The following is a 15,291-nucleotide window of genomic DNA, read 5'->3' as shown; positions in this document are numbered from 1 at the left end:
ATGTCGGGACCGCAAGTCGCCATCGATCTTGGCCGCATCGAGCGCAACGCGCGCACCATCGTCGACCGTTGCGCGCTGTCGGGTATCAAGGTGTTCGGCGTCACCAAGGGCACCTGCGGCATGCCGCAAGTGGCGCGCGCCATGTTGCGCGGCGGTGTTGCCGGTATTGCCGAATCGCGTTTCGAAAACATTCGCCGGCTGCGCGACAGCGGCATTAGCGCGCCGATCATGTTGTTACGCAGCCCGCCCATGGCGCGTGTCGAGGAGGTGGTGCGCACCGTCGACATCAGCCTGCAGTCGGAACTGACCACCATCCGCGAGATATCGCGCATTGCCGAGCGCATGGGCCGCGTCCACGACATCATGCTGATGATCGATCTCGGCGACCTCCGTGAAGGCATCTGGCCCAGCGACCTGATCCCTACCGTCGAGCAGATCCTTGCGTTCAAGGGTGTGCGCATCGCTGGCATCGGCACCAATCTCGGCTGTTTCGGCGCCATCATGCCGACGCCGGAAAACCTCGGCCAACTGGTCGCCCATGCCTACAAGACCGAGCGCCTGTCCGGCAAAAGCCTCGACTTCATTTCCGGCGGCGCCTCGTCGTCGCTGACGCTGCTGCTCGAAGGCAAGTTGCCGGCCGGCATCAACAATCTGAGGGTCGGCGAGGCGATCCTGCAGGGCGGCATCGAAACCTTCCGCGATGTGCCGTGGCCGGAGCTCGAGCCCGATGCCTGCCGGCTGACCAGCGACATCATCGAGGTCAAGCTCAAGCCGTCACGGCCGATCGGCGAATCCGGCTACGACGCTTTCGGCAACCAGCCGGTTTTCCCCGATGAAGGCGACCGGCTGCGCGCCATCGCCAATATCGGCCGCGAGGACGTGCTGGTCGAAGGGCTGACGCCGATCGCCAAGGGGATAAGGGTTCTCGGCGCGTCCAGCGACCATCTGCTGCTCGATGTGCAGGACGCCGATCCGCGTCCCGCCGTCGGCGACCGCGTCGCCTTCCGCATGAATTATGGCGCCATGCTTTTGGCGATGACCTCGGAATATGTCGAAAAGGCGCCGATGCACGATGTGGCGGATTTCTCCGGCCGCAAGATGGTGTCGATCTCGGCCGGGCAGGAGGCCGCCGGCATTCTGGCTCGCGAGGGAACTGGCGCGCGGCTGGAGGCGATGAATTTCGACGTCGTCGAATTGGCCGACATCGAGCGACCGCCATCGGGCCTGATCCGGCTCGCTGCCGGTGCCGACCGCCGCATCGCCCACAAGGCGCTGACCGCAACGGCGCGCGCGACGCATTCCTTCGGCCTGATCTGGATCGATTCCATCGCCGCGCTGATGCCCGAGGACGAAGACGCCACCGCTATGCCGGAAGCCTCGGTGCTGGCGCGCACACTTGGTCTCGATCACAAGGCCGGAGCGCTGCAGCCGCAACTGTCGCCGGAAAATGTCGTCATCATCGGCCTGCGCCATGCCGATCCGGCCGAAGCGAGGGTGCTGAAGGATTCGCGCGTTTCGGCCTTCACGATGACCGACATCGACGCTATGGGCATGCGCGACCTGATGCATGAGGCGATCCGCATCGCGACGTCAGGCACGCAAGGCTTTCATGTCAGCTATTCGCCGACGGCGACCGAGTTTGCCGGCTGGGCGGCAGGCTCCGGCGGGCTGACGGTGCGCGAAACGCATCAGGCGATGGAGGCGATCGCGCTCTCCGGCGGTCTGCTGTCGATGGATGTTTCCGGGCTGACAGCGGAGCTCGAACCCCGGATCGCCACCGACGCCGTCAGCTTCGTCATGTCGGCCTTCGGCAAGCGGATTTTGTGATCAGCCCTGCGCACGTACAGCCGCGCGCCACGCCCTGACATAGGCCACCCAGATCGGGTCGGTCTGCGGTTCTATTCGCTCGCCCTTGCCGTGCACCGGCGTCTCTTCGGATGCCAGCAGCGCCGCGCCGATGCTGGTGCCGGTGGCCGCCTCCGAGGCGATGACGGTGCGTGTGGTCGCCGCGGCCAGCATGCCGACAAAGAGGCGGTTGCGGGCGAAGGGGCCTTCGACGGTGGTCGGACCGTCGGCGCCGATCAGCTCGAGGCAGGTCGCCGTCATCAGCGCCAGGTAGAACGAGATGGCAGCGAAGCGCTCGCCCTTGCTGATGCCGTCGGTATTAAGCCACGCTGCCTCATGGTGCGGGAAAGGTCCCGATCCCTGCTGCGTCGACGGCAAAAGCAGCATCTTTTTGGTCAGGACCGCCAGCACATCGCTGCCGCTGCAATCCTGTGGTTTGTCCTTGGTCAGCAGGGAAAATTCACGGCCGCCCATGAAGCGTGCCGACGGGACGGGAGCACCGAGCGCACTGACATTGACCAGCGTGTCGCGCGCCGGATCGAGGTCGACCGTCCTGCCGCCGACCGCCATCGACACCACCCAGGTCCCGGTCGAGACGACCGAGAAGGGCGGTGCGTCGGACAGGAGATGCGGCAGCAGCGAGGCGTTGGAATCGTGCAAGCCGCAAAAGACTGACGTCTGCGGACCAAGCCCGGTTCGCGCGGCAAGCGCCGGCAGGATCGGGCCGAGCCGGTCCCTGGCCGGTCGCACCGGCGCCATCAGGCTGCGCCAGCCCAGACTGTCGACCATTGATGAGAAATCGCCCGTCCACGGGTTCCACAGATCGGTGTGACAGCCAAGCGAGGTCACCTCATTGGCGGCGATGCCGGTCAGGCGCAAGGCCCAGTATTGCGGGTACATCAGCATCGTGGTGGCTTTGGCGAACTCCGCCGGGAAGCGTCTCTGCTGCCAAAAGAACTGCGCGCCGAGATTGAGGCCGACCGGCAGGCGCGGCGTACCGGTTTCAGTGAAGGGCGGTCGAACAGCGTCATACTCCGACACCACCCTGTCAGGTCCGTCGAACTCGTAGTCGAGGATCGGCAGCACCAGTTCACCCGCGGCGTCGACCAGCACGCCGGTCGCACCATGCGTGGTGATCGAAATCGCGTCGATACGCTGTTCGCGGTTGAGGCTGGCCAGGCTGTTGAGGATGAACGTCCACAGCGCCTCGACATCGTGATGCGGGTAGGGCGCTTGCCGCAGCGGCGCATTGGCCATGCGGCGCAACGCCACCTCGCTCAGCATGACGAGATCGACCAGCGCCACCTTGGCGTTGGTCTTGCCGATATCGATGACGGCGATATGGCGCAGCCCACTCATGCCATATGGAACACGGTTTCCAAGGGGATGGCCACCGGCTCGTTGTCGGGCCTGGTTTCCATGATGTCGGCCATGTGGGCCCACCAGCGCTGCATCACCGGATGTTTCGGCAGGTCGGCCATGCCATGGTCGTTCCGCCGCCACAGTACGCCGAACAGGATGTTGGTCTCTTCATCGAGATGGATCGAATAATCCGAAACGCCGGCTTCTTTCAGCAGCGCCACCAGTGCCGGCCAGATCTCGTCGTGGCGCTGCTTGTACTCGGCTTTCATGCCGGGTTTGAGTTTCATCTTGAACGCGTATTTCTCGGCCATCAGCTGTTACCACGCAGCCGCCGCCAGACGATCGGCAGCGCGATGACGACGATCAGCAACAGGCCGATGAAGATCGACATGACGATGCCGGGCACGTTGAGCAGGCCAAGCCCGAAGGTCACCAGCCCCATGATGAAGGCGGCGAGCACGACGCCGACAATGCTGCCGGAGCCCCCCAGGATGCTGACGCCGCCGAGCACCACCATGGTGATGACTTCGAGCTCATAGCCCTGCGCGATCGATGGCCGCGTCGAGCCGAGCCGCGAGGTGATCAGCACCGAGGCGATGCCCGCCATCAGCCCGGTCAGGCAAAACAGGATGAATTTGATACGGCCGACACGCACGCCGGAAAACTGTGCCGCGACCGGATTGTTGCCGATGGCAAAGACGCGACGGCCGAAGCTCGTGCGATGCAGCAGGAACCAGTAGACGACGGCCGCGATGAGGAAGAGCACCAGCTCGAACGACACCACCCACCAGACATAGCCCTGGCCGAAGAAAGCAAAACTCTCGGGATAGCCCTTGTAGGCCTGGTCGCCGAGGATGATGAAGGCGATGCCGCGAAACAGGCTCATCGTGCCGATGGTGACGACGATGGAGGGCAGGCCGAGCCTTGTCACCAGCAGTCCGTTGAAGGCGCCGCAGCCAAGACCGACGAGGATGCCGATCGCCACCAGCACTGGCGTGTCGGCGCCGGCCTGCACGGCCATCCCCATCATGGTCGAGGCGAGCGCGATGATGGCGGCCACCGACAGGTCGATCTCGCCCGAAATGATCAGCAGCGCCATGGCGAAGGCGATCAAGCCCTTCTCGGTGAAGTTGAAGGTCAGGTCCGACAGCGAATAGGCGTCGAGGAAATAGGGTGAGGCGAAGCTGTTGATGGCGAAGATGGCGACCGCCACCACGACCAGCAGCGCCTCCCAGGAAAAGATCGCCGAGGAGAGCGGCTTGTCGAGCCGGTCGGGGATATGGCGCGGGGCAGGAATGTCGCTCATGCCGCCTCCGCTTTTCTGAGAATAATGCGGCCTTTCTGGCGTTCGCCGCGCGCGTTGAGCACGACGGCCAGGATGATGGCGCTGCCAGAGATCGCCATCTGCCAGAAAGGCGAGATGTTGATCACCGGCAATGCATTGGAGATGATGCCGAGGAACAGTGCGCCGAGCACCGCGCCGCCGACCGAGCCGATGCCGCCGGCGATCGAGATGCCGCCGATGACGCAGGCGGCGATGATGTTGAGCTCATAGCCATTGGCGACCTCGACCGAGGCGATGACATAGCGTGAGATCCAGAGGTAGCCGGAGAGGCCACCGATCATGCCGGAGATGCAGAAGACGATGAACTTGGTGCGGCCGACATCGATGCCGGCATAAACCGAAGCCGTCGGATTGACGCCGATGGCATAGATCGAGCGGCCAAGCGCGGTGCGCGTCATCAGCACGAAGAACAGCGCGATGACCAGGATGGCGATCCACGACAGAACCGGAATGCCGAGCAAGGCGGCGCGCTGGAAGCCGATGAACTCCGGGCTCATCTTGTCGGCATTGACCCAGGCGCCGCCCGACAGGACGAAGGTGGCGCCGCGATAGATGGTGAGTGTGCCCAGTGTCACCACGATCGAGGGGATGTTCAGCCGCCACACCAACAGACCGTTGATGGCGCCGAGCACCAGCCCGACGGCAAGCGCGATAACGATCAGCAGCGGGATCGGGATCGCCGGATGCGCGGCGTTCAGCATCGCCACCACCATGCCGGTGAAGCAAAGGTTCGACGCCATCGACAGGTCGATCGACCGGGTCAGGATGACAACCATCTGCCCGAGCGCCAGGATCATCAGGATCGACGTGTCGTTGAACACCTGGGCGAGATTGCCGGGCTCGGCGAAGCCCGGAAAGCGTGTCGAGATAAGCCCGATCAGCACGATGATCGCCGCGGCCAGCCAGATCTCGCGGTATTTGAGAAATGCCTTCATGCCGCGATCCCCGCTGCCGTGCGGACCAGCGTCTCGGCATCGAGGCCCTTATTGTCGTAGATCGCAGCGACAAGGCCTTCGCGCATGACGACGACGCGGTCGGACATGCCGAGGATTTCCGGCAGTTCCGACGACACCATGATCACCGACAGGCCTTGCGCCACGAGCTCGGCCATGAAGCCGTGCACGGCGGCCTTGGAGCCGATGTCGATGCCTTTGGTCGGCTCGTCCAGAATGATCACCTTGGGCGCCGTCGCCAGCCATTTGGCGATGACGATCTTCTGCTGGTTGCCGCCCGACAGCGTGCCGACATCCTGGCTGAGCGAGGAGGCGCGCAGGTCCAACCGCTCGGTGTACGAGCGGGCGAGCGCGAACTCTTCCGACAATCGCAGCAGGCCGGATTTCGACGTGCGCTTGAGGGAGGGCAGCGAGACATTCTGGAAGATCGGCAAGCCGATCACCACGCCTTGCTTGCCGCGTTCTTCCGGCACATAGACGATGCCGGCCTCGATCGAATCCGCAGCCGATTTCGGCGCGATCACCTTGCCCTCCAGCGTGATCGTGCCGCCCGATGTGCGGGTGATGCCCGATATCGCCTGCATCACCTCGCTGCGTCCGGCGCCGACAAGGCCGTAGAAGCCGAGGATCTCGCCCTTGTGCAGCTCGAAGCCGATGTCGTTGAACTCGGTCGGGTGCGACAGGCCGGAGACCGACAGCACCGGCGCGCCGATCTCCGCCTTGCGCTGCGGGAAAATATGGTCGACGGAGCGGCCGACCATCATGCGCACGATCTGGCTCTGGCCGGCATCCCTAATCAGGCCTTCGCCGACCATCTCGCCATCGCGGAACACCGTGTAGCGGTCGGCGATCCGATAAATCTCGTCGAACTTGTGGCTGATGAACAGGATCGCCTTGCCTTCCTCCTTGAGGAATTCGATGAGCAAAAAGAGCTCCTCGATCTCCTTCATCGAAAGCGCAGCAGTCGGCTCGTCCATGATGACGATCTGCGCATCGATCGACATGGCGCGCGCCACGGCGACGAGATGCTTGTTGGCGATGCCGAGATCCTTCAGCCGCGCATCGGCGTCGATATGGCCGGCATGCATGGTGTCGAGCACTTCGCGCGCATTCTTGCGCATCATGCGCCAGTCGATGGTGCCGAAGCGTGTGCGCGGCGCATGGCCGAGAAAGATGTTTTCGGCGACGCTCAGATCGTCGAACAGCACGGTCTCCTGATGGATGGCGGTGACGCCGTGGCCGAAGGCGGCATGAGCGCTGGGCAGGGTGACGGCCTGGCCGTCGATGCTGATCGTACCTGCATCGGGCTGGTAGATGCCGGTCATGATCTTGACCAGCGTCGACTTGCCGGCGCCGTTTTCGCCGATCAGTGCGGTCACCTCACCGGGATAGAGCGACAGGCTGACATTGTGCAGCGCGCGCACACCGGGAAAGCTTTTGGAGACGCCGGACAGCGTCAGGCGCGGGGCCGCCTTACCCTCCCCCTTGTGGGGAGGGTCGCGAACGAGGTGAGCGGGGTCTACTAGCATATCAAGGTCCTGGCACATGGAGATGTCGCCACCCCCACCCCGTCTCGCCGGTTTTGCTTCGCAAGACCGCCTCGCCGACCCTCCCCACAAGGGGGAGGGTGCTGGCGCTCCAGATCAATAGATCTTGGAGAACTTTTCGATGTTGGTCTTGTCGAACTGGAAGGGCGGAGCCATCGCAGCCGAGTTCGAGTCGTCGAGCGTCACCTTGCCGACGCGGCCGATCGACAGCGTCGCGCCGGGCTTCGCCTCTTCCTTCTTCACCGCCAGATCATGGGCGAGGTAGACGGCGGAGTAGCCGAGGTCGATCGGGTTCCACAGCGCAACCGCCTGGCTGGAGCCGTTGTCGATGAACTTCTTGAACTCGGACGGCAGTGCCAGACCCGTGACATTGACCTTGCCGATCAGGTTCGCGTCGGTGACGACCTGGGCGGCGGCAACGACGCCGACGGTGGTCGGCGCGATGATCGCCTTGAGGTTCGGGTAGGACTTCAGCAGGCCCTTGGCTTCGTCGGTGCTCTTGGCCGAATCGTCATCGCCATAGACGGTGGCGACGAGTTTGATCTTGGGGAATTTCTCCGGCAGGATTTTCTTGGCTGCGTCGATCCAGGCGTTCTGGTTGGTCGCGGTCGACGAAGCCGACAGGATGGCGACTTCACCGCCTTCCGGCAGATAGTCGGCGGCAAGCTTGATGATGGTCTCGCCGATCAGGCCGGTGTCGGACGGGTTGAGGTGCAGCTGGCGCCCTTCCTTGGCGACGCCCGAATCCCACGAGATGACGGTGATGCCGCGCTCCATGGCTTTCTTCAGCACCGGCACCAGCGCGTCGGCGTCATTGGCCGAAATCGCGATGGCGTTGACCTTCTGCGCGATCAGCGAATTGACCACTTCGATCTGCGCTTCGGCGGTCGCCTTGGTCGGGCCGGTGTAGATGATGTCGACATCGCCGAGTTCCTTGGCCGCCTCTTCGGCGCCCTTGTTGGCGGCATCGAAGAAGCCGTTGCCGAGCGACTTCACCACCAGCGCGATCTTGACGTTCTCCGCATAGGCGGCATTCACGAACATGGCGGCCGAGAATGCCGCCGTCACCATCAATTTCTTCAGAAAGCTCATCGTATTTCCTCCCTTGAGCGTTGCATTTCATCGCCGCTGCGGGCGCGAGTTGGTCTCAGGCCTGCAGCGAAGATTCTTCCTTTGCCGACTTGCGGGCGACGATCAGCGTCACACCCGCGGTCTCCAGCATGTTGGCTTCGCGATCCTCGATGCCGTCATCGGTGATGACGGTGGCGATGCGCTTGAGACCGCACAGGATCAGGCTGGAGCGCTGGCGAAATTTCGAGGAATCGACCAGCACCACCAGCTCGTCGGCCTGGTCGATCAGTTTCTGCTCCGCCTGGATCAGCAGCGGGTCGCCCTCCATCAGGCCGAGCGGCCCAAGCCCCTGTGCACCCATGAACATGCGGCGCGCATAGAAATTGCGCGTCACGTCATTGTCGAAGGGCGACAGGATGATGTTCTGCTCGCGGTAGATGGTGCCGCCCGACAGCATGACGGTGTTCTTGGAGTGCTTCAGCAGATGCTCGGCGATCGGGAACGAATTGGTGAAGATCGGCATGCGGCGGCCGGTCAGGAAATGCACCATCTGAAACGTGGTGGTGCCGCCATTGATGATGATCGGCTCGCCATCCTTGCACAGCTCGACCGCTTCGCGCGCAATCGCGCGCTTCTGTGAGGCATTGAGCGTTTCATTGACGGAGAAGGGCCGGCCGGCGAGGCCGATGAACTGTGGTGGCGAGATCGCCTCGGCGCCGCCGCGCACCCGGCGTAGGCGCTTTTGCACGTGGAGAGCCGCGATGTCGCGCCGGATCGTCGCCTCGGAGGAGTCCGTCAGGTCGACCATTTCCTGCACCGTCACCACAGGCTTTTCCTGGACGGCGGACAGAATGATCCTGTGGCGCTCTTTTTCGTGCATGGTTCCTCCCTGCACGGTCATGAGGCACTAGAAAACAACCAGTGTCAATCATTTCCGATCAAATAATTTCATTGTGCAGTGCAATATGATCGATATTGATCGTTTGTGATTGACAACGGACCTGCTTGCGTAGACATTTCCGGCAAAATGGACTGCGCCTTTTTGCGTCCCAGGGAGGATAATCATGCTCGACAAGCGCTCCGGCTCGCGCCTTGCCAATCTGTGGGACGACGCGAAAGCCGAAGGGATGAGCGGGCCTGAGCTTCTGGTCTATCGCTCCAACACGCTCGGCTCCGACAAGCGCGTCACCAACTATGGCGGCGGCAACACCTCCTCGAAAATCTGGCAGAAAGACCCACTCACCGGCGCTGATGTCGAAGTGCTGTGGGTCAAGGGCTCGGGCGGTGACAGTGCCTCAATCAAGCTTGACGGCTTCGCCACGCTCTACATGGACAAGCTCCGCGCGCTCAAAGGCCTTTATCGTGGCGTCGCGCATGAGGACGAGATGGTGGGCTATCTGCCCCATTGCACCTTCAACCTCAATCCGCGCGCGGCCTCGATCGACACGCCGCTGCATGCCTATGTGCCGAAGCCGTTTGTCGATCACATGCATCCCGATGCCATCATCGCGATCGCCGCGGCGAAGGATTCCAAGGCGCTGACCAAGGAGATCTTCGGCGACGCCATCGGCTGGCTGCGGTGGAAGCGGCCCGGCTTCGAACTTGGCCTGTGGCTGGCGAAATTCTGTGTCGAACATCCCGAGGCCAAGGGCGTCATTCTGGAAAGCCACGGCCTGTTCACCTGGGGCGATACGCCCAAGGAATGCTACGAAACGACGATCTCGGTGATCAACCAAGCGATCGAATGGTTCGAGCGCCGATCCGAGGGACTGCCGACCTTCGGCGGCGAAGTGGTCAAATCGCTCGATGCCACGGAGCGCCGCGCCATTGCGGCAAGACTGATGCCGAGGATCCGCGGCCTGATCTCGGAGAAGAGCCACAAGCTCGGCCATTTCGACGATTCCGCCGCCGTGCTCGAATTCGTCAATTCCAGGGATCTGCGCCCGCTGGCGGCGCTCGGCACCTCATGCCCGGACCATTTCCTGCGCACAAAAATCCGCCCGCTGGTCATCGAGTTCGACCCGGCCAAGCCTGATGTCGATGCCGTCATCACGCGCCTCGCCGACGATATTGCTGAATACCGTGTCGGCTACCAGGCCTATTACGACAGCTGCAAGCATGCGGACTCGCCCGCCATCCGCGACCCCAATGCGGTCGTCTATTTGATGCCCGGCGTCGGCATGTTCACCTTCGCCGGCGACAAGGCGACGGCGCGCATCTCCGGCGAATTCTACGTCAACGCCATCAATGTCATGCGCGGCGCCTCCACCGTCTCGTCCTATGTCGGCTTGCCGGCGCAGGAGGCCTTCGACATCGAATACTGGCTGCTCGAGGATCTGAAGCTGCAGCGCATGCCGAAGCCGAAGTCGCTAGCCGGCCAGATCGCTCTTGTCACTGGCGGCGCCGGCGGCATTGGCCGCGCAACCGCCAACCGCCTGCTGCGCGAAGGCGCCTGCGTCGTGCTAGCCGACATCGACGCGACCGCGCTCGCCAGCGCCAATGAGGAACTGGCGCAAGCCTATGGCAAGGACTTCGTCCGGCCGGTGCTGATCAACGTCACGGCGGAGGAACAGGTCGTCTCCGGCTTTGCCGAAACATCAGTCGAGTTCGGCGGCATTGATATTCTCGTCTCCAACGCAGGCCTCGCTTCTTCGGCGCCGATCGAAGAGACGACGCTGGCGCTGTGGAACAAGAACATGGACATACTGTCGACCGGCTATTTCCTGGTCTCGCGCGAAGCGTTCCGGCTGTTCCGCGCCCAGAAGATCGGCGGCAATGTCGTCTTCGTCGCCTCCAAGAACGGTCTTGCCGCCTCGCCCAACGCCGCCGCCTATTGCACCGCCAAGGCCGCAGAAATCCACCTCGCGCGCTGCCTGGCGCTGGAAGGCGCCGAAGCGCAGATCAGGGTCAATGTCGTCAATCCGGACGCGGTGCTGCGCGGCTCGAAAATCTGGACCGGCGAGTGGAAGGAACAGCGCGCCGCCGCTTACAAGATGTCGACCGACGATCTGGAGGAGCACTATCGCTCGCGCTCGATGCTGAAGCGCTCGGTGTTTCCGGAAGACATCGCCGAAGCGATCTATTTCTTCGCCTCCGACATGTCGGCCAAATCCACTGGCAACATCATCAACGTCGACGCCGGCAACGCCCAGAGCTTTACGCGCTAAGCTTTTTACCCTCCCCCTTGTAGGGAGGGTCGGCGGGCAGTCGCCGCGAAGCGGGGAATGCCGGCCGGGGTGGGGGACCCCCTCCCGGCCCTACGGGCCACCCTCCCCACAAGGGGAGGGTAAAGGCTGCACCATCGGGAGGAATAGCACTTGTCCGAAACCATCATCTCCGCCGACCTCGTCGCCAGCCACAACACCGCACGCAAATCCGACCTCGATCGCGACTACGCCGCGCTCGGCGAACGCCTCGACCGCCGTGGCATCGCCATCGACGCTATCAGAGACAAGGTCGAGAAATTCGCGGTGGCGATTCCCTCCTGGGGCGTCGGCACCGGCGGCACGCGCTTTGCCCGCTTTCCCGGCGCCGGCGAACCGCGCGACATCTTCGACAAGATCGAGGATTGCGCCGTCATCAGCCAGTTGACGCAGGCGACACCGACCGTCTCGCTGCATATCCCTTGGGACAAGGCCGATCCGAACCGGTTGAAGCAGTCGGCCTCGCGTTTCGGCCTCAGCTTCGACGCCATGAACTCCAACACCTTTTCCGATGCCAGGGACCAGAAGCTTTCCTACAAGTTCGGCTCGCTGTCGCATTCCGATGCCGGCACGCGCCGTCAGGCGGTCGAGCACAATCTCGAATGCATCGAGATCGGCAAGACGCTTGGTTCCAAAGCGTTGACGGTGTGGATCGGCGACGGTTCGAACTTCCCCGGCCAGGTCAATTTCGCCAAAGCCTTCGAGCGCTATCTCGACGCCATGAAGGAGATCTATGCCGGGCTGCCTGCCGACTGGAAGCTGTTCACCGAGCACAAGATGTACGAGCCGGCTTTCTATTCAACGGTCGTGCAGGATTGGGGCACCAACTATCTCATCGCCAAGGAGCTTGGTGACAAGGCGTTCTGCCTGGTCGACCTTGGCCACCATGCGCCCAACGTCAACATCGAGATGATCGTGTCGCGGCTGATCCAGTTCAAGAAACTCGGCGGCTTCCACTTCAACGATTCGAAATATGGCGACGACGATCTCGACGCCGGCTCGATCGATCCCTACCGCCTGTTCCTCGTCTTCAACGAACTGGTCGATGCCGAACTGTCCGGCGCCGAAGGGTTCGATCCCGCCCACATGCTCGACCAGAGCCACAACGTCACCGATCCGATCGAAAGCCTGATGCTGTCGGCGGTCGAGGTGCAGCGCGCCTATGCGCAGGCGCTGCTGGTCGACCGCAAGGCACTCGAAGGCTTTCAGGACGGCAATGACGCGCTGATGGCGACGCAGACGCTGAAAGCTGCCTACCGCACCGATGTCGAGCCGATCCTGGCCATGGCGCGGCTGAAAACCGGCGGTGCCATCGATCCCGTCGCCGCCTACCGCGCGGCGGGATACAGGGCGAAGGTCGCGGCGGAACGGCCTGCGGTTGTGGGTGGTTCAGGCGGGATTGTTTGAGATTGGCTAATCTCCCCCCGTGTGGGGGAGATGTCCGGCAGGACAGAGGGGGGCGCTGTCCCGCCGGCTCTCAAAATCTTCCGTTTGCATATCAAACAGATTTGGATGGTCGAGCATCCGCAGGCTGACGATCCTTCGCGCCCCCCTCTGCCCTGCCGGGCATCTCCCCCACGAGGGGGGAGATTGGCCGGCCTCGGCCTCGGCTCTCTTTCCTGCAGCGTGGATGGCGAACTGGGCCTGGGAGCGAACACCAATATGTGTTCGCTCATATTGATGATGGACTCGGCCGCTCCAAGTAGCTCTTCTAAGCACGCTGAACCTGGAGCACCGCCATGCCCTTGACCCGCCGGACGCTGATTGGCGTCACCCTTTCGCTCGCAATAGCGCTCGCGCCATCCGCAGCGCTCCATGCCGCTTCCCCGCAACCGTCCAAGGGTGAGCACGGCATGGTAGTCACCGCCCAGCATTTCGCGTCGGAAGCCGGCGTCGAGGTGCTGAAAAAGGGCGGCAACGCTGTCGATGCCGCGGTCGCCGTCGGCTATGCGCTCGCGGTCCTTTACCCTAATGCCGGCAATATCGGCGGCGGCGGGTTCATGACCATCCGCTTCAAGGACGGCAAATCGACCTTCCTCGATTTCCGCGAGCGCGCGCCGCTGGCGGCAACCAAGACCATGTATCTCGACAAGGACGGCAAGCCGGTGAAGGGCGCCAGCCTTACGGCTACCTAGCGGTCGGCGTGCCGGGTTCCGTGGCAGGTTTCGAGATGGCGCGCGAAAAATACGGCACGCTGCCACGCCAGGATTTGATGGCGCCGGCAATTGCCTATGCCAAGGATGGCTTCATTCTCGACCAGGGTGACGCCGCTTCATTCGCAAGCAATGCCGCTTGGCTGGCGAAGGACCCTGCCGCGGCCGCCATCTTCCTGAAGCCTGACGGCAAGCCTTATGGCGCCGGCGAGCGTCTCGTCCAGCCCGATCTTGCCGCCTCGCTCGCCACCATTTCCGAAAAGGGCACCGACGCCTTCTACAAAGGCGCCATCGCCGATGCCATCGTCAAGGCGAGCGGCGCCAAGGGCGGCATTCTCGCCAAGGCCGATTTCGAGCAGTACGCGGTGCGCGAGCTGAAGCCGGTGAGCTGCACCTATCGCGGCTACGAAATCGTCTCTTCGCCGCCGCCAAGCTCCGGCGGCGTCATCATCTGCGAAATCCTCAATGTGCTGGAAGGTTACCCGCTGTCCTATCTCGGCGCCGGCTCGGCCGAAACGGTGCATGTCATGGTCGAGGCGATGCGCCATGCCTATGTCGACCGCAACTCGGCCCTTGGCGATCCCGATTTCGTCGACAACCCGGTCTCAAAACTGCTCGACAAGGGGTACGCCAACGACATCCGCGACAAGATCGATCCGTTCCGCGCCGGCGTCTCTCAGGACCTGATGCCGAAAGGCTTTGGCGAGTCGAAGGAGACGACGCACTATTCGATCATCGACAATGACGGCAACGCGGTCGCGGTCACCTACACGCTGAACGGCTCGTTCGGCGCCGGCGTCGTTGCCGACGGCACCGGCATCCTGCTCAACAACGAGATGGACGATTTCACCCAGAAGCCCGGCGTGCCCAATCTCTATGGTCTGGTCCAGGGCGAGGCCAACGCGATCCAGCCGAGGAAGACGCCGCTGTCATCGATGAGCCCGACCATCGTGACCAAGGACGGCAAGCCGTTCATGGTCATCGGCAGCCCCGGCGGCTCACGCATCATCACCATCACGCTGGAAGCCATCGCCAACGTTATCGACCACGGCATGAATATCCAGGAGGCGATCGACGCACCGCGCATCCACCATCAGTGGCTGCCGGATACGGTCTACGTCGAACCGTTCGGCCTGTCGCCCGACACCGAAAAACTGCTGGCCGGCATGGGCTACCACCTCGATCTCGCTGATTCGACCTGGGGTCAGGCGGCCGGCATCCTTGTCGGCGGCAAGAGCCTGGCGGAAATCGAGAAGGGCGGCGGCGCCCGCTACAACGGCGCCATCGACAGCCGCGCCAAATCCGGCGAGGCTCTAGGATACTAGATCATGATCAAACAAAGATCGATCAAAGGACGAGCGTCAGGGTCGATCCAACCAGCATCAGCGCCGCGATGCCAACGAACAACGCGTAGATGCGCGGCCGGTCGAGCAGCAGCGCATTACCCGATATCCAGGCTGCGGTCGCGCCGCCAAGCGCAAACAGGAAGCCGTTGCGATGGCCGAAGGTCATCGCAGCCGCCATCAGCCCGCCAATGATCACCGCGCCGAAGACGATGATCACGGCGACGGCGTATTTCTCGAAATCATTGCCGCTGCCCATGGCCGGACCGATCGCGTTCAAATTCTGCAGATCGTCCGGATCGAAGGGACTGGTCGACCCATACTCATCTTGACCGGCAGGTTCTCGCATCACTCATTCTCCGCTGACCGGCAACAAATCATCAACATCCGCCGAGCGCAACCGGATCGCGCCTTGCCGAAGGCGGCCAATGCGGTCTTCAACACCTTCTGATGCCGACTTGCCACGGTT

11 protein-coding genes and 1 pseudogene are annotated in these 15,291 nt (G+C 63.0%); 4 read left to right on the top strand and 8 right to left on the bottom strand.

Annotated features, from left to right (window positions below; genetic code table 11):
- A complete protein-coding gene (locus H0241_RS04530; RefSeq protein WP_181056225.1) occupies positions 1-1,827 on the top strand; it encodes an alanine racemase in 1,827 nt (608 codons plus the stop codon).
- Here H0241_RS04530 and H0241_RS04525 read toward each other — a convergent pair whose 3' ends face one another.
- From H0241_RS04525 to H0241_RS04495, 7 genes are all read right to left on the bottom strand, one after another.
- Entirely contained in the window at positions 1,828-3,204 is a 1,377-nt protein-coding gene (locus H0241_RS04525) for an FGGY-family carbohydrate kinase (protein ID WP_181056224.1), read from the bottom strand.
- Positions 3,201-3,518 (bottom strand): L-rhamnose mutarotase, encoded by a 318-nt coding sequence (gene rhaM / locus H0241_RS04520; RefSeq protein WP_181056223.1) that lies wholly within the window; start codon positions 3,516-3,518, stop codon positions 3,201-3,203. The genes H0241_RS04525 and rhaM overlap by 4 nt, the downstream gene beginning before the upstream one ends.
- Complete coding sequence (locus H0241_RS04515; RefSeq protein WP_181056222.1) at positions 3,518-4,513, bottom strand: ABC transporter permease; 996 nt, start codon at positions 4,511-4,513, stop codon at positions 3,518-3,520. The genes rhaM and H0241_RS04515 overlap by 1 nt, the downstream gene beginning before the upstream one ends.
- Positions 4,510-5,487, bottom strand: coding sequence for an ABC transporter permease (locus H0241_RS04510; protein ID WP_181056221.1), 978 nt, complete (start codon positions 5,485-5,487; stop codon positions 4,510-4,512). Before H0241_RS04510 ends, H0241_RS04515 begins: the two co-directional genes overlap by 4 nt.
- Positions 5,484-7,034: a sugar ABC transporter ATP-binding protein gene (locus H0241_RS04505; RefSeq protein ID WP_235984000.1), complete on the bottom strand. Its 1,551-nt coding sequence runs from the start codon at positions 7,032-7,034 to the stop codon at positions 5,484-5,486. The genes H0241_RS04510 and H0241_RS04505 overlap by 4 nt, the downstream gene beginning before the upstream one ends.
- A 114-nt stretch (positions 7,035-7,148) precedes the next feature.
- Positions 7,149-8,144: a rhamnose ABC transporter substrate-binding protein gene (rhaS, locus tag H0241_RS04500; protein WP_181056220.1), complete on the bottom strand. Its 996-nt coding sequence runs from the start codon at positions 8,142-8,144 to the stop codon at positions 7,149-7,151.
- Between the two features lie 55 nt (positions 8,145-8,199).
- The gene (locus H0241_RS04495; protein WP_112397709.1) at positions 8,200-9,003 is read right to left on the bottom strand and encodes a DeoR/GlpR family DNA-binding transcription regulator; all 804 of its coding nucleotides are present in this window, start codon (positions 9,001-9,003) and stop codon (positions 8,200-8,202) included.
- A 184-nt stretch (positions 9,004-9,187) separates the two neighbouring features.
- Between H0241_RS04495 and H0241_RS04490 the strand changes: the two genes are divergently transcribed.
- From H0241_RS04490 to ggt, 3 genes and pseudogenes are all read left to right on the top strand, one after another.
- Positions 9,188-11,290, top strand: coding sequence for a bifunctional rhamnulose-1-phosphate aldolase/short-chain dehydrogenase (locus tag H0241_RS04490; protein ID WP_181056219.1), 2,103 nt, complete (start codon positions 9,188-9,190; stop codon positions 11,288-11,290).
- Positions 11,291-11,440: 150 nt separating this feature from the next.
- Positions 11,441-12,733 (top strand): L-rhamnose catabolism isomerase, encoded by a 1,293-nt coding sequence (gene rhaI / locus H0241_RS04485; protein WP_181056218.1) that lies wholly within the window; start codon positions 11,441-11,443, stop codon positions 12,731-12,733.
- A gap of 332 nt (positions 12,734-13,065) precedes the next feature.
- Positions 13,066-14,804, top strand: a pseudogene (gene ggt, locus H0241_RS04480) (gamma-glutamyltransferase).
- Between the two features lie 22 nt (positions 14,805-14,826).
- Here ggt and H0241_RS04475 read toward each other — a convergent pair.
- On the bottom strand, positions 14,827-15,171 hold the full coding sequence (locus H0241_RS04475; RefSeq protein ID WP_235983998.1) for a hypothetical protein: 345 nt from the start codon (positions 15,169-15,171) through the stop codon (positions 14,827-14,829).
- Positions 15,172-15,291: the final 120 nt, after the last annotated feature.

This window comes from Mesorhizobium neociceri, from assembly GCF_013520985.1.
Classification (GTDB): domain Bacteria; phylum Pseudomonadota; class Alphaproteobacteria; order Rhizobiales; family Rhizobiaceae; genus Mesorhizobium; species Mesorhizobium neociceri.
Note: the sequence above shows the minus strand (reverse complement) of the source record. Positions and strands in the feature narration are given on the sequence as shown.

Coding starts and splice junctions, on each gene's coding strand:
- H0241_RS04530 (WP_181056225.1), top strand. CDS start 1: ATGTCGGGACCGCAAGTCGCCATCGATCTTGGCCGCATCGAGCGCAAC.
- H0241_RS04525 (WP_181056224.1), bottom strand. CDS start 3,204: ATGAGTGGGCTGCGCCATATCGCCGTCATCGATATCGGCAAGACCAAC.
- rhaM (WP_181056223.1), bottom strand. CDS start 3,518: ATGGCCGAGAAATACGCGTTCAAGATGAAACTCAAACCCGGCATGAAA.
- H0241_RS04515 (WP_181056222.1), bottom strand. CDS start 4,513: ATGAGCGACATTCCTGCCCCGCGCCATATCCCCGACCGGCTCGACAAG.
- H0241_RS04510 (WP_181056221.1), bottom strand. CDS start 5,487: ATGAAGGCATTTCTCAAATACCGCGAGATCTGGCTGGCCGCGGCGATC.
- H0241_RS04505 (WP_235984000.1), bottom strand. CDS start 7,034: ATGCTAGTAGACCCCGCTCACCTCGTTCGCGACCCTCCCCACAAGGGG.
- rhaS (WP_181056220.1), bottom strand. CDS start 8,144: ATGAGCTTTCTGAAGAAATTGATGGTGACGGCGGCATTCTCGGCCGCC.
- H0241_RS04495 (WP_112397709.1), bottom strand. CDS start 9,003: ATGCACGAAAAAGAGCGCCACAGGATCATTCTGTCCGCCGTCCAGGAA.
- H0241_RS04490 (WP_181056219.1), top strand. CDS start 9,188: ATGCTCGACAAGCGCTCCGGCTCGCGCCTTGCCAATCTGTGGGACGAC.
- H0241_RS04475 (WP_235983998.1), bottom strand. CDS start 15,171: ATGCGAGAACCTGCCGGTCAAGATGAGTATGGGTCGACCAGTCCCTTC.